Source organism: Actinoplanes sp. CA-051413, assembly GCF_050955795.1.
Taxonomy (GTDB): Bacteria; Actinomycetota; Actinomycetes; order Mycobacteriales; family Micromonosporaceae; genus Actinoplanes.
In genome coordinates, this window is the sequence record NZ_CP192100.1 from 9,815,639 (window position 1) to 9,829,285 (window position 13,647).

Below are 13,647 nucleotides of genomic sequence, written 5' to 3' on the forward strand. Positions count from 1 at the left end.
GCTGATGTTCTACCTGCTGGTGACGCTGGCGGTCCTGGAGATCCCGCGGCTGGCGATCAACCTCTGGATCCGGGCAACGAGCAAGTCCGACAGTCTGACGAAGACCCACCCTGGCGCCGAGGCCGCAGCCACGACGGCCGCTGCGGCAGCCGGGCACACTCCGGCCGCTGCCGGAGCAGCCGGGACCACTCCGGCCACTGCCGGAGCAGCCGGGACCACTCCGGTCACTGCCGGAGCAGGCGGATCTGCGCCGGCTACTGCGCGAGCAGCCGGACCCTCGACGGCCAATGCGGGAGCAGCCGGATCCACCACGGCCGCCGCGGAGGCAATCGGGCCCACCCCGGCCGCTGCGGGAGCAACTGAACTCACGCCGGCCGCTGCGGGAGCAGCCGGGCCCACTACGACCGATGCGGGAGCAGCCCGGCCCACGCCCGTCAACGGCTTCGCGGCCGGAGCCGACGCTGAAGGGGCAAGTAAGCCCGAGGTCACCACCGATCCCTCCGCCTCACAGGGGATCGACCGGCGGCTCCTCTTAGCCCGCGGCGCAGCGATCTTCGCCGGACTCACCGCCGCCGGCATCACCGGCTACGGCGTCAAAACCGCCCTCGGACCCCCGCAGCTCGACCGGGTCCAACTCCCCATGGCCAAACTCCCCCGCGCCATGGACGGCACCCGCCTGGCCGTCGTCTCCGACATCCACCTCGGCCCGCTGACCGGCACCAACCACGCCGCCCGGATCGTCAATCTCATCAACTCCGTCAACGCCGACATCGTCTGCATCGTCGGCGACCTGGTCGACGGCAGCGTCGCCGAGCTCGGCCGGTTCGCCGCGCCGCTCGCCGACATCAAGTCACGCCGGGGCGCTTACTTCGTCACCGGGAACCACGAGTACTACTCCGGTTATCAGGAGTGGGTCGCCGAGGTGGCCCGGCTCGGGGTGAAGCCGCTGCGGAACGAGCGGCTCGAGCTGGACGGGCTCGACCTGGCCGGCGTCAACGACATCGGCGGCGTCGACTTCGGGGACGGGCCTGATCTGCGGCGCGCCCTCGGGGACCGCGACACCAGCCGGCCGGTGGTGCTCATGGCTCATCAGCCCGTCGTCGCCCGGGACGCTGCTCCCTTCGGTGTTGACCTTCAGGTTTCCGGGCACACCCACGGTGGTCAGATGGCTCCCTTCAACCTGCTCGTCGGGCTGGAGCAGCCGGTGGTCAGTGGGTTCGGCACGGTCGACGGTGTGCCGGTCTACGTCACCAACGGGGCCGGTTTCTGGGGTCCGCCGGTGCGTGTCGGTGCGCCGCCGCAGGTCACTGTCATCGAGCTGCGTACCCCTTAGCAGTGAATCTTGGGGGTTGCGCTGAGCCACGGGGCACATCTCCGCAGGATTCAATCGTGGATCGGTTATGTCACTTCGCGCGTGGCGGCTCGTGGCGCGCCGGGCGCTCGTGACAGGATGCAGCGTGCCCTCGGTTAGCGCAGGGTCCTCGGTCACCGCGGACACATACGTCGCGGATCTGCACATCCACTCCAAGTATTCGCGGGCCTGCAGCCGCGACCTCACCCTGCCGAACCTGGCCTGGTGGGCTCGGCGCAAGGGCATCGCCGTGCTCGGCACCGGGGACTTCACGCATCCCGCCTGGTTCGACCACCTCCGGGAAAATCTGGTCCCCGCCGACGAGCCCGGCCTCTACCGGCTCGGCGCCGACGCGGAGCAGGAGGTCAGCCGCAAGCTGCCGCCGATCCTGCAGAGCAGCACCGACGCCCGGTTCATGCTCAGCGTCGAGATCTCCACGATCTACAAACGGGACGACCGCACCCGCAAGGTCCACCACCTGATCTACATGCCGGACCTGGCCGCCGCCGCCCGCTTCAACACCGCGCTCGGCCGGATCGGCAACCTCACCGCGGACGGCCGCCCGATCCTCGGCCTCGACTCCCGCGACCTGCTCGAGATCGTGCTCGAGGCCAGCCCCGACGGCTACCTCGTCCCCGCGCACATCTGGACCCCGTGGTTCTCCGCGCTGGGCTCGAAGTCCGGCTTCGACGCCATCGCCGACTGCTACGCCGACCTCGCCGAGCACATCACCGCCGTGGAGACCGGGCTCTCCTCCGACCCGGCGATGAACTGGCGGGTCTCCAGCCTCGACCGCTACCGGCTCGTGTCCAATTCGGACGCGCACTCGCCCGCAGCGCTGGCCCGGGAGGCGACGCTCTTCAGCGGCACCCCCGACTACTTCGCGATCAAGGCCGGCGAGACGCTGGCCGGCACGATCGAGTTCTTCCCCGAAGAGGGCAAGTACCACGCGGACGGGCACCGGGCCTGCGGCATCAACTGGCCGCCGCAGCAGACCCGCGAGCACGGCGGCCGCTGCCCCGAGTGCGGCAAGCCGCTGACCGTCGGAGTGCTCAACCGCGTAGAGGAGCTGGCCGACCGCACCGACGGCGGCGAACGGGACCAGCAGGTCGTCCACCTCATCCAGCTCGCCGAGATCCTGGGCGAGATCAACGGCGTCGGCCCGAAGTCGAAAACCGTCGACGGCCAGCTCAACCACGTGGTCGCCGGCCTCGGCGCGGAGCTCGACATCCTGCGCAACGTCCCGCTCGACGACATCGGCCAGGCCGGCGGCGAGCAGCTGCGCGAGGCCATCGACCGGCTGCGGCGCGGCGACGTGCGGCGGATCTCCGGGTACGACGGTGAGTACGGCGTCATCACCCTCTTCGAGCCCGGCGAACTGCGCAACAAGCAGAGCGCTCCGCAGGCCGAGACGCTGTTCGACATGCTCCCCGTACCGGTGCCGCAGCAGCGCAAGGCCGAGCCGGCGATCGGCCGCGCCCCGGTCCCGAAGGCCGCCAAGGAGCCGAAGAAGAAGGCGCCGCCGCTGCCCCCGCCGGCCAGCCCGCACGAGCCGTTCGAGCCGATGCTGGCCGGCATGGAAGAGGTCGGCACCGGGCTGCTGGACCGCCTCGACGCCATGCAGCGGGTGGCGGCCTCCGCGCCCGGCGGTCCGCTGCTGATCGTGGCCGGGCCCGGCACCGGCAAGACCCGCACCCTCACCCACCGGATCGCGTACCTCTGCGCTGAGCTGGGCGTCTTCCCCGAACGCTGCCTGGCGATCACCTTCACCCGGCGGGCCGCCGAGGAGATGCGCCACCGGCTCGACGCGCTGATCCCGGACGTGGCCGAGGACATCACGGTCGGCACGTTCCATTCGCTCGGGCTGACCATCCTCAAGGAGAACGCCAAGGCGGCCGGGCTCGGCGCGAGCTGGCGGATCGCCGACGACGCGGAGCGCGCCGCGGCCCGGGAGCAGGCCGGCGATGACGACCACGCGTACGCGAAACTGCTCCGTCAGCAGGACCTCGTCGACCTGGACGACCTGCTCACGATGCCTGTCGCGTTGCTGCGCGACGAGCCGGAGCTGGTCGAGCGGTACCGCAAACGCTGGCAGTGGATCTTCGTGGACGAGTACCAGGACGTCGACGACACGCAGTACGAGTTGTTGCGCCTGCTCTCGCCGGCGGACGGCAACCTGTGCGCCATCGGCGACCCGGATCAGGCGATCTACTCCTTCCGTGGCGCCGACGTGGGGTACTTCCTGCGCTTCAGCCGCGACTTCACCGACGCCCGGCTGGTCCGGCTCACCCGCAACTACCGCTCGTCGGCGCCGATCCTGGCCGCCGCCGTGCAGGCCATCGCGCCGACCACGCTGGTGCAGGGCCGCCGGCTGGACCCGGCCCGCGTCAACCCCGAGTCGCCGCTGGTCGGTCGCTACTTCGCGGGCAGCGTGGCGGACGAGGCTGACTTCGTCGTCCGTACCGTTGACGAACTGGTCGGTGGCCTGTCGCACCGCTCGCTCGACTCCGGCCGCATCGACTCCCGCGCGGTCGCGCCGGGCACCCTGTCCTTCGCGGACATCGCGGTGCTCTACCGCACGGACTCCCAGGCGCAGGCTGTGGTGGACGCGCTGTCCCGAGCCGGCGTACCGGTGCAGAAGCGGTCACACAATCGCCTGCGGGACCGGCCCGGGGTCCAGGTGCTGGCGCGGGAGCTGCGGCACGCCGACGGCCTGGGTGGATCGCTCGCCGCCCGGGTCAAGCTGACCGCGCAGGTCCTGGCCCAGCGGTACGCGGCGCCGACCCTGGACGCCGAGCAGCTCGCGCCGGAGGACGTCTGGACGGCCGCCGACCTGCTCATGCCGCTCGCCCACCGGATCGGCGAGGACGTGACCCGATTCCTGCAGGAGATCGCCACGGGCGCTGAGGTCGACGCGCTCGACCCGCGGGCGGAAGCGGTGAACCTGCTGACCCTGCACGCGGCGAAGGGGCTGGAATTCCCGGTCGTGTTCCTGGTCGGCTGTGAGGACGGGCTGCTGCCGTTGCGCTGGCCGGGCAGCAAGCCGACGGATGACGAGACGGCTGAGGAACGGCGCTTGTTCTTCGTGGGGCTGACGCGGGCGCAGGACCGGCTCTATGTGAGCCACGCGGCGCGGCGCTTCCGGCACGGCAAGGAACGCGAGCAGTCACCGACACCGTTCCTGGACGCGATCGACGCGGGGTTGTTCGAGCGCATGGGCGACGCTGTCCCGTCCCGGCCCAAGGACCGCCAGCTACGGCTCCTCTGAGCTGAGCACGAGCATGACGTGTTCGTTGTCGCCGTGCTGGACCGTGCCGGTGCTCTCGAAGCCGCATTTCTCCAGCAGCCGGACCGACCCGGTATTGCCAACAAACGGATCGGCGTAGAGCGGCCGAACGGTCTCGCGCTGCAGGAAGAGCGTCAGCGCCGCGGTTCCGACACCCCGCCCCCAGTACTCCCTGCCGAACCAGTACCCGATGAAGCGCCGCTCCTGCTCCCACCAGGACACCACGTTCCCCGCGGTGGCGCCGTCCACGGTGACCGTCTGGGCAAGAACCGTCGGATCACCCAGCACATTCGTAGCCCAGTGGGTCATGAACCGCTCCCGCTCACGAGGTGGGAACCTGGCCCGCCGAGCGGCCTCGGCATCGTGCTCCTGCGCGAAGAACACCTCAAGATCGGCCTCTTCGACGTCCCTGATCCGCACCTCATCGCCCATGTCCGGAAGTCTGGCAGCAGCCTCTGACACTTTCCCGAGGCGCAAGACGGCCCAAGGCGTGAAGCGGCCCAAGGCGCTACGTGATCAGGCAACCGAGCAGCGCACCGGTCAGCAGAGCCGGCCCCAGCGGCAGAGCAGTCCGGCGTTCCGCTCTCCTGCTGAGCAAGAGCACCACCGCAACCGGACCGTTGATCAGATGCGGTGCCAGAAGCCCGACGACCACCGCCGGCCACCCCACGAACCCCAGCGTGAATCCCAGCACCGTGGCGAGCTTCACGTCACCCATCCCGAGCCCGCCCCCAGGCAGCAAAGCGATGATCAGATACATGCCGCCGCTGAGCACGGCCCCCAGAGTCGCCCGCACAAGACCAGCAGGCTCGCCGGTCAGCAGGGCCACAGCGCTGAGAGGCAGCACCGTCCCCACCGCCAGCAACCCGACCAGCGGGTCCGGCAGACGCAGGCAGCGCAGGTCGATCAAGGCCAGCAGGATGCCCAGCAGCGCCGCCGGAAGCAGCACCACCAACAGCGGCGCCGGCCCGATCGTGGCCCCCAGCACGCCCCCGACCACCGCACCGGTCGTCAAGGTCCACACCGGTGCCCGGGCACAGTCGCACGATGCTCCCGCCCGTACCCAGGTCGGCAGATCGGCCGTGCAGTCAGCGCACGTTGATCTCGGCCGACTGCCGCGGGGCACCGCCAGGCGGTGCGCCAGGCGGGGAACGAAGGCGGCCGCCGCGCCGCCGAAGATCGCCGCGCAAACCGTCACCGTGAACGACATGGGGCTGAACGGTAGTGGGCCGGCGTCCCCCGCGCGGGTCGCGTTGCCGACAGACGAGGCGAATGGCCCTGTTGTAGCCGAGTTGAGCCCAGGTCGGCGCGATTCCGGGAGAGAACGAGCCGGGCGTGCACGCTACGGTGGCGTACAGCGAACCCGCGCCTGGAGGAACCCCGATGTCGCAGAACGGCCCCTACCCCGGCCAGGGCTGGTCGGCCGGCGGACCGCCGGGTTCCGACGAGCCGTACACCGAGCCGGCCGATCCGTGGGGTGACGCCGCGACGCATTCGTCGCCGGTGCCCGAGACGGCCTGGGGTGGCCAGCCGATGTCGGTGCCGCCGTCGCAGGAGAATTCCGCGGGCTTCCACGGCGGCTATCCCGTGGCGCCGATGAACGGCGTGCCGCCCGTCTGGCAGCAGCCGCCGGCGCCGCCGCCGCGCAAGCGCAACACTCCGATCATCGCTCTGGTGGTCGTGCTGGCCCTGCTCATCATCGGCGGGCTGGCGACCGCCGGCTGGCTGGTGCAGCGGGCCGGCAACACGGAGGCCGGGCGGTCGGCCCAGCCCACCGCGTCGGCCAGCGCCACCAACGGCTCGGTGCCCGAGCCGCAGAGCAGCGAGGACGCGCGCTTCGTGGGCAAGGGCCAGTGCGTGCGCAACGAGGGTACGGCGGACGACAGCCCCGACCTCAAGATCGTGGTCTGCGCCAGCGGCACCTACCAGGTGCTCAAGCGCGTCGACGGCCGCACCACCGGCGAGGCTGACGCCGAGTCCAAGTGCAGCAAGGTCCAGAAATACACGAAGTGGTACTTCTACGACAGCGAGCTGGACAGCCTCGACTTCGTGCTCTGCCTCAAGGAGTATGGGGTCGACTAGCGCTCTCTAGGACTGACGCTAGACACTCGTAGAGAGCGTTCGATTGCGAACTCTAGCTTTTCGGCTAGAGAGCCCGATACGGTGCTATCCGTGGATCCGGTCCGCAACCCGTACGCGCCCGGCGCGGGCCAACGCCCGCCCGAGCTGGCCGGTCGCGGCCGTGAACTGGACGCCTTCGACGTCGTCCTGGAACGCGTCGCCCGGGGCCGCCCCGAACGCAGCCTGGTCCTCACCGGACTCCGCGGCGTCGGCAAGACCGTCCTGCTCAACACCCTGCGCTCGGCCGCCATCGGCCGGCTCTGGGGCACCGGCAAGATCGAGGCCCGGCCGGACCAGTCGCTGCGCCGCCCGGTCTCCGCCGCGCTGCACATGGCGATTCGCGAGCTGACCCCGCACCACCGCAACCCGGAACGGGTCGACGAGGTGCTGGCCGTCCTCAAGGCCTTCGCGCTGCGGGCCAACGACTCCTCGATGAAGCTGCGCGACCGCTGGACGCCCGGCATCGACGTACCGGCCGCCCGGGGCCGCGCCGACTCCGGCGACATCGAGATCGACCTGGTCGAGCTGTTCACCGACGCCGCGTCGCTGGCCACGGACGTGGGCACCGGCATCGCCCTGTTCATCGACGAGATGCAGGACCTCGGCCCGACGGACGTGTCCGCGCTGTGCGCCGCCTGCCACGAGCTGTCCCAGCTCGGCGCGCCGCTCATCGTCGTCGGCGCCGGCCTGCCGCACCTGCCGGCGGTGCTGTCCGCGGCCAAGTCCTACTCGGAGCGCCTCTTCCGGTACCAGCGCATCGATCGCCTCGACCGGATCGCCGCGGACCTGGCCCTGTGCGCGCCCGCCGCCCGCGAGGACGTCGAATACGAGCCCAAGGCGCTGGACCTGCTCTACGACAAGTCGGGCGGCTATCCGTACTTCGTGCAGGCGTACGGGAAGGCGACCTGGGACCACGCGCCGACCTCGCCGGTGACCGCCGAGGACGTCCGGGTGGCCGCGCCGGAGGCCGAGGCGGAGCTGGCGGTCGGCTTCTTCGGCTCCCGCTTCGAGCGCGCCACCCCGGCCGAACGCGAGTACATGCGCGCGATGGCCTCCCTCTCCGGCGACTCGGGCAACGACATGGACGCCGCCGTGCCGACCGCCGACATCGCCGCCGCGCTGTCCCGGCGACCGGCCAGCCTGTCGCCGGCCCGGGACGCGTTGATCAAGAAGGGCCTGATCTACTCGGGCGAGCGGGGGACGGTGGCGTTCACCGTGCCGCACTTCGGGCGATATCTGCGGACCCAGCCCTGACCCGGGCCGCGGCCTAGACCTGCCGCCAGGCCGACGGGTAGCGGGCCTCGACCGGCCGCAGGGCCAGGACCTGCCAGGCGTCGCCGGCCGAGGACCATTCGCTGGTGATCCCGTACGGGGCAGCCGGCACGAACCCGAACCGCCGGTAGTACGCCGGGTCGCCGAGCACCAGCACGAGCCGTTCCCGCGCCTCGGTGGCCCGCCGCAGCGCGTCCCGGACGACGCTGGTGCCGACCCCCTGCCGCTGTCGCTCGGGCGTGACGGCCACCGGTCCCAGCGCGAGCGCCTCCTCGCCACCGACCATCACCCTGCTGAGCAGCGCAAACGCCACCAGGCGACCGTTTTCCTCGGCGACGACGGAAAACTCGGGCAGCCAGGCGTGGGTCGGCCGCAACGCCGCGACCAGCCGGGCCTCAGCCTCACCGCCGAACGCCGACTCCAGTAGCCGGCGAATGCCGTCGGCATCCTCGGGTTGCTCGATGCGCACCTCTGTCATGCCTGGAAAGCCTACGGTGGCCGCTCAGGAGCCCTGTCCACAACTCACCCGGCACACCGGCGCGGATCCGGGTATAACGAGGGTTATGAAGCCTGTGCGTACTGCAGCCCGTGCCATGCTCGGTGCGATCTTCGTGGTCAGCGGCATCCGCGTCGTGCTCGACCCGGATGCCAAGGTAACCGCAGCCAAGCGGGTCACCGACAAAGTCGCGCCGCTGATCGAGAAGGTTGATCCGCGCCTGCCCACCGAAGCGCGCGACCTCGTGCGGGCCAAGGCCGCGTCCGACGTCGTCGCCGGACTGCTGCTGGCCAGTGGCCGCCTCACCCGGCCGGCCGCCCTCGCGCTCGCCGCCGGTCTGGTGCCGACCACCTTCGCGGGGCATCCGTTCTGGACCTATCCGCAGCCGCAGCGCGCGCAGCACCAGACCGACTTCCTGAAGAACCTCGGCCTGCTCGGCGGCCTGCTGCTCGCCGCCGTGGACACCCAGGGCAAGCCCGGCATCGGCTACCGCACCAGCCACGCGGTGGACCGCTCGCAGCGCTCGGTGCGCCGCGCGGTGCGGACAGCCCGCCGCGAAGCCAAGATCGCCACGGTCTCCGCGGCCGCCGCGCGCAAGATCCCCGGGTAAATCACCTAACGGGCTCGCCCGGCGTTAAGCCGTCGAAGCACCAGGGCGGCGGCGCGCTCGAGACCGGCGCCGTGCCGCCGGGTCGAGCCACGGGGAGGTCGCGCCATGCCCGCGATGCGGACTGCCGCGCGTCCGGCCACGACCAGGTGCCTGGTGGTCCTGCTCGCGTGGGTCGGCATCCTGGCCGCGATCACCACGATCGCCCAGCGGTACGGCTTCAGCGACCTCGCCGTGGACCGGGCGGCGATCATGCACGCCCTCGCCGGCGACGGCCTGTACGCGTACCGCTCGCCGCTGACCCACCTCGGCACCGCGCTGCCGCCGCCCGCGTTGTTCGTCGTCTCCCCCGCGGTGTTCCTGCCGTTGCCGCTCGCCGGCTGGCTGACCGCCCTCGCGGGGGTGGCGGCCCTCGGCCTGTCGATGATCGCGCTGGTCAGCCCGGTCGCACGACGCTACGGCCGCCGCCCCTGGCCGGTCGTGCTGGCCGCGAGCGCCCTGGCCCTGACCATCGAGCCGGTACGCGCCGCCCTCGGGCTCGGCACGCTCGACCTGCTCGCGTTCGGCCTGGTCACCGCGGACATCGTGGCGCTGCGCCGAAGCGCATGGGCGCGCAGCCGGGCGGCGTGGTGGCCGGGCCGGCCGGCATCCTCGCCGCCGCGCGGCCGCACCCCGGGCGACCTGCTGCGCCGCGGATGGTCGACCGGTGCCTGGGCCGGCCTCGGGGTGGGCCTGGCGACGGCGCTGGCGGTGACTCCGGCTTTCTTCATCGTGTACCTGGCGGTGACCAGGCAGTGGCGGGCAGCGCTGACCGCAACCGGTACGGCTCTGAGCGCGGCGCTGGCCGCCTGGCTGATCAGTCCTCGGGAGACTGCCGCCTGGCTCGGCGAGGTGCTGTGGCGCATCGACCGCACCGGGCCGGTCGACGCGATCGCGAACCAGTCGCTGGCCGGCGTGCTGGCTCGGATCTACGACTCCGCGACAGCGCCGGTGCTTCTGTGGTTGTCGTTCTCGCTGCTGCTGATCGCGGTCGGGCTGATCCGGGCTCGCGCGGCCCACGCGGACGGGGATGAGATCGCCGCGTTCACGCTGGTCGGGCTGACGGTGGCGATCGTGGGGCCGGTGACCGACACCCACGAACTGATCTGGATCCTGCCAGCGGTGCTGATCCTGATCGACGCGGCGGCGCGGCGGCGGGTGACGTCGCAGCGGCGGCCGCCCGGACGCCGGCCTGGGATGACCTTCGCAGTGGCGGCGGGGATGACGTATCTGCTGTTCGTGCTGGCTCCGATGTGGAGTCTGCGCGACTCGTTCTCGGACAACAGCTATGCGTTGGCCTTGATTCTGCTGGTCAACGCGTTGCCTTGGCGTCCGGGGGTGGCGCCGGCGTTTCCGATCAATCGGTGGTTGGGGCGGGTTTCTCCCGGGGCACGCCGGAAGCCGGCCTCGGCTGATCTGGGCGGTGGAGGCGGCGGCCGCTCGGCGGCCGGCAGCCCGGGTCTCGTTCGGCGGGTGGGGCCGGCGAGCAACCGCCCAGGCGGTCCGCTGCCGGCGACAGCCATTCCACCGCCACGCGATCCGGGCCGCTGATCGTCAGGGGCAGTTCACCCACTCCTCGCTGCCATCGGTGAAGACCTGCCGCTTCCAGATCGGCAGGCGGGCCTTGGCCTCGTCCACCAGCCGCGCGCACGCCGTGAACGCCGCCGCCCGGTGGGCCGTGCTCACCGCCGCCACCAGCGCCACGTCTCCGATGCCCAGCACCCCCACCCGGTGCGACACTGCCACCGCGTAGACGTCCGGGTCGGCCGCGATCTCCTCCGCCACCTCGCGCAGCACCGCCGCCGCGGACGGGTGGCCTTCGTACTCCAGCAGCGTCACGCCCTTGCCGTCGTCGTGGTCGCGGACCACGCCCTGGAAGGACACGACCGCGCCGGCTCGGGGGTCTGCCACGGCTTTCTCATGGGCGGCCAGGTCCAGGGTCGTGTCGTGGACCTCGGCGATCCGCACTGTCTCGGTGGTGGTCACGGGCGCTCTCCCGGATACAGCGGCAGGGGGTGGAACGGGACCAGGTCGCCGGCGGCCGCTTCGGTGTCGGGGCGTACCACGACGAAGCCGTCGGCGGTGGCCAGGCCTCTCAGCATTGCCGAGCCGACGTGGCCGACCGGGGTGGCCCGGCGGCCGTCCTGGTCGAGGGCGGCCAGGGCCAGGTGGGTGAAGCCGCCGCGGCCGGGGACCGGTGCGGTCAGCTCGACCTTGCGCAGCGGCGGCAGCTCCCGGCCGTGCAGGCCGGCCAGCAGCGGGGCGACCAGGGTGATCAGGGCGATCACGGCCGACTGCGGGTTGCCGGGCAGGCCGGCCAGGAAGCGGTAGCGGCCGTCCGGGGACGGCACCTTGGCCAGCAGCATCGGGAAGCCGGGGCGGACCGCGACCGTGTTGATCACGTATTCGGCGCCGAGCTCGGCCAGGGCCGGGTGCAGGTGGTCGACCGGGCCGTTCATCGTGCCGCCGGTTGTGCAGATCACGTCGGCGATCATCAGTGCTTCGCGGATCGCGGCGACGTGCGCTTCGAGGGTGTCCTGCACGGGGCCGCGCACCGCCCCGGGGCTGACAGTCGCGCCGTAGCGGCGCAGCCAGGCGGGGACCAGCGGGCTCAGTGAGTCACGGACCCGGCCGACTCCCGGTGGGCCGCTGGTCAGCAGCTCGTCGCCGAAGACCAGCAGGGCCGCGCGGGGTTGCGGGCGGACCGGGATCCGGTCGTAGCCGCAGGTCGCTGCCATGCCGAGGACCGCGGGGTCGACCGGGGTGCCGGCCGGCAGCAGCACCTCGCCGCGGCGGGCCTCGTCACCGGGCATCCGCCACTCGGGCTGGGGGCGGGGTGTGCCGCTGACCCGGCCCTCGGGGTCACGGGTCGACTCCTCGACGCGGATCAGGGCTTCGGCGCCCTCGGGGACCATCGCGCCGGTGGCGATCTCGACGCAGGTGCCGTCGGCGGTGAGCGGGGCCGCCGCGCCGCCGGCCAGCACGCGGCCGGTCGGCCGCCAGGGCGCCGCGCCGCGGACGGCCCAGCCGTCGATGCTCGACGTCGGGAAGGCGGGCAGGTCGGTCAGCGCGACCAGCGGCTCGGCGAGGGTACGGCCGTCGGCCACGGCGAGCGGCACATCCTCAGCGGGACCGGCCACCGCCCGGCCGGCCTCGTATCCGAACGTGCGTGCCTTGTCCCAGTCGACCGGGATGCTGTCTGCGCTCACTCGGAGAGCTTATGGTCGCTGCCGCCGATCTGGGCGACCGTGTGGACAAGGATCGGCCCCAGCACCGCCAGGCCGTCGCGGGCGCCGCCGGTCGAGCCGGGCAGGTTGACCACCAGCGTGCGGCCCGCCACCCCGGCCAGCCCGCGGGACAACGCCGCCGACGGCACCTTTTCCCTGCTGTACGCGCGGACGGCCTCCGCGATCCCGGGCACCTCGAAGTCGAGCAGCGGACGGGTCGCCTCGGGGGTCCGGTCGGTCGGAGTGACGCCTGTCCCACCGCTGGTGAGCACCACCTGGATCCCGTCCGCGACGGCGGATCGCAGCGCCTCGGCCACCGGCTCGCCGTCGGGCACCACGACCGGCTCCGGGTCCACCTCGCAGCCCAGGTCGCGCAGCCCGGCGACGAGCAGGGGACCGCTGGTGTCGGCGTAGACGCCGGCCGCGGCCCGGTTCGAGGCGACGATGACGCGGGCGCGGATCACGGGCGGTCCTGCGGGCGCAGCCACTGGCCGGTCTTGCCGCCCTCTTTGCGCAGCACCCGTACGGCTTCGATGCTCGCCGCCGGGTCGACGGCCTTGACCATGTCGATCAGTGCCAGACCGGCGGTGGCGACGGCGGTCAGCGCCTCCATCTCCACGCCGGTGCGGTCGGCCGTCCTGGTCGTCGCGGTGATGTCGACGCCTGTGTCGGTGATGCTGAGGTCGACGGTGACCCCGTGCAGCCCGATCGGATGACACAGCGGCACGAGGTCGGGGGTGCGCTTGGCGCCCATGATCCCGGCGATCCGCGCGACGGCGAGGGCATCACCCTTCGGCAGGCCGTCCCCGCGCAGCAGGGCGACCACTTCCGGGGTCGTGCTGAGCCGGCCGGCGGCGACGGCCAGGCGCTCGGTCACGTCCTTGGCTGTCACGTCCACCATGCGGGCTGCCCCGTGGGCGTCGACATGCGTCATTTTCGCTGCGTTCGTCACCCGTACAGCGTATCGAGGGCGGCGGTGCGGTCCCTTATTAACCCGCGGATCCTCTCGCTTCGTCAGCGATCACCAACTTTGCGTAGCCATTTTGATTCGCAATCCGTTCCGCGCGGTGAATTGGGCCATCGTGCGCTTTCCAGCGGGACACAGCGATGGGCTGGGAAGTAGATTGCAGTGCGGCCATCACCCCGCGCACCAGGGCATTTGCGAGGGTTTGGGCCGAGCCGGGGCCGGGAATGCTTGCTCCCCCACCGACTGCGGAGCGTCATTCGTCCGCTACGCATTCGGTACAA

Annotated in this window: 13 protein-coding genes; 6 read left to right on the forward strand and 7 right to left on the reverse strand. The window is 71.9% G+C overall.

From position 1 onward, the window contains the following. The first annotated feature begins 4 nt into the window (after positions 1 to 4). Positions 5 to 1,333 (forward strand): metallophosphoesterase, encoded by a 1,329-nt coding sequence (locus tag ACQP2Y_RS46370; RefSeq protein WP_433732393.1) that lies wholly within the window; start codon positions 5 to 7, stop codon positions 1,331 to 1,333. A 124-nt stretch (positions 1,334 to 1,457) separates the two neighbouring features. Further along, positions 1,458 to 4,619: a UvrD-helicase domain-containing protein gene (locus ACQP2Y_RS46375; protein ID WP_433723283.1), complete on the forward strand. Its 3,162-nt coding sequence runs from the start codon at positions 1,458 to 1,460 to the stop codon at positions 4,617 to 4,619. On the opposite strand, the gene ACQP2Y_RS46380 is transcribed toward ACQP2Y_RS46375, so the two are convergent. Both ACQP2Y_RS46380 and ACQP2Y_RS46385 read right to left on the reverse strand, forming a co-directional pair. Then, a complete protein-coding gene (locus tag ACQP2Y_RS46380; protein WP_433723285.1) occupies positions 4,605 to 5,069 on the reverse strand; it encodes a GNAT family N-acetyltransferase in 465 nt (154 codons plus the stop codon). The two genes, ACQP2Y_RS46375 and ACQP2Y_RS46380, sit on opposite strands and share 15 nt — an antisense overlap. A 76-nt stretch (positions 5,070 to 5,145) precedes the next feature. After that, entirely contained in the window at positions 5,146 to 5,652 is a 507-nt protein-coding gene (locus tag ACQP2Y_RS46385) for a prepilin peptidase (RefSeq protein WP_433723287.1), read from the reverse strand. A 368-nt stretch (positions 5,653 to 6,020) separates the two neighbouring features. On the opposite strand from ACQP2Y_RS46385, the gene ACQP2Y_RS46390 reads away from it, so the two are divergent. Continuing rightward, a complete protein-coding gene (locus ACQP2Y_RS46390; RefSeq protein ID WP_433723289.1) occupies positions 6,021 to 6,719 on the forward strand; it encodes an LppU/SCO3897 family protein in 699 nt (232 codons plus the stop codon). A 90-nt stretch (positions 6,720 to 6,809) separates the two neighbouring features. Then, on the forward strand, positions 6,810 to 8,012 hold the full coding sequence (locus ACQP2Y_RS46395) for an AAA family ATPase (RefSeq protein WP_433723291.1): 1,203 nt from the start codon (positions 6,810 to 6,812) through the stop codon (positions 8,010 to 8,012). Positions 8,013 to 8,025: 13 nt separating this feature from the next. On the opposite strand, the gene ACQP2Y_RS46400 is transcribed toward ACQP2Y_RS46395, so the two are convergent. Beyond that, positions 8,026 to 8,508 carry a GNAT family N-acetyltransferase gene (locus ACQP2Y_RS46400; RefSeq protein WP_433723293.1) on the reverse strand — a complete coding sequence of 161 codons (483 nt, stop codon included), beginning with the start codon at positions 8,506 to 8,508 and terminating at the stop codon, positions 8,026 to 8,028. Positions 8,509 to 8,593: 85 nt separating this feature from the next. On the opposite strand from ACQP2Y_RS46400, the gene ACQP2Y_RS46405 reads away from it, so the two are divergent. Continuing rightward, positions 8,594 to 9,136 (forward strand): DoxX family protein, encoded by a 543-nt coding sequence (locus ACQP2Y_RS46405; RefSeq protein ID WP_360546586.1) that lies wholly within the window; start codon positions 8,594 to 8,596, stop codon positions 9,134 to 9,136. Between the two features lie 105 nt (positions 9,137 to 9,241). Continuing rightward, the gene (locus tag ACQP2Y_RS46410) at positions 9,242 to 10,723 is read left to right on the forward strand and encodes a glycosyltransferase 87 family protein (RefSeq protein ID WP_433723296.1); all 1,482 of its coding nucleotides are present in this window, start codon (positions 9,242 to 9,244) and stop codon (positions 10,721 to 10,723) included. A gap of 3 nt (positions 10,724 to 10,726) precedes the next feature. Here the strand turns inward: ACQP2Y_RS46410 and ACQP2Y_RS46415 are convergent, their stop codons facing one another. From ACQP2Y_RS46415 to moaC, 4 genes are read right to left on the reverse strand one after another with little or no spacing between them, the layout of a single operon-like run. After that, entirely contained in the window at positions 10,727 to 11,158 is a 432-nt protein-coding gene (locus tag ACQP2Y_RS46415) for a molybdenum cofactor biosynthesis protein MoaE (RefSeq protein ID WP_360833781.1), read from the reverse strand. Next, complete coding sequence (locus ACQP2Y_RS46420; RefSeq protein WP_433723298.1) at positions 11,155 to 12,381, reverse strand: molybdopterin molybdotransferase MoeA; 1,227 nt, start codon at positions 12,379 to 12,381, stop codon at positions 11,155 to 11,157. Before ACQP2Y_RS46420 ends, ACQP2Y_RS46415 begins: the two co-directional genes overlap by 4 nt. Further along, entirely contained in the window at positions 12,378 to 12,863 is a 486-nt protein-coding gene (locus tag ACQP2Y_RS46425) for a MogA/MoaB family molybdenum cofactor biosynthesis protein (RefSeq protein WP_433723300.1), read from the reverse strand. Before ACQP2Y_RS46425 ends, ACQP2Y_RS46420 begins: the two co-directional genes overlap by 4 nt. Beyond that, positions 12,860 to 13,300, reverse strand: coding sequence for a cyclic pyranopterin monophosphate synthase MoaC (gene moaC, locus ACQP2Y_RS46430; RefSeq protein ID WP_433732395.1), 441 nt, complete (start codon positions 13,298 to 13,300; stop codon positions 12,860 to 12,862). Before moaC ends, ACQP2Y_RS46425 begins: the two co-directional genes overlap by 4 nt. Positions 13,301 to 13,647: the final 347 nt, after the last annotated feature.

Bases quoted from the DNA above. Each gene is read 5' to 3' on its own strand.
- ACQP2Y_RS46370 (WP_433732393.1), top strand. From the start codon at position 5: ATGTTCTACCTGCTGGTGACGCTGGCGGTCCTGGAGATCCCGCGGCTG.
- ACQP2Y_RS46380 (WP_433723285.1), bottom strand. From the start codon at position 5,069: ATGGGCGATGAGGTGCGGATCAGGGACGTCGAAGAGGCCGATCTTGAG.
- ACQP2Y_RS46390 (WP_433723289.1), top strand. From the start codon at position 6,021: ATGTCGCAGAACGGCCCCTACCCCGGCCAGGGCTGGTCGGCCGGCGGA.
- ACQP2Y_RS46400 (WP_433723293.1), bottom strand. From the start codon at position 8,508: ATGACAGAGGTGCGCATCGAGCAACCCGAGGATGCCGACGGCATTCGC.
- ACQP2Y_RS46405 (WP_360546586.1), top strand. From the start codon at position 8,594: ATGAAGCCTGTGCGTACTGCAGCCCGTGCCATGCTCGGTGCGATCTTC.
- ACQP2Y_RS46410 (WP_433723296.1), top strand. From the start codon at position 9,242: ATGCCCGCGATGCGGACTGCCGCGCGTCCGGCCACGACCAGGTGCCTG.
- moaC (WP_433732395.1), bottom strand. From the start codon at position 13,300: ATGGTGGACGTGACAGCCAAGGACGTGACCGAGCGCCTGGCCGTCGCC.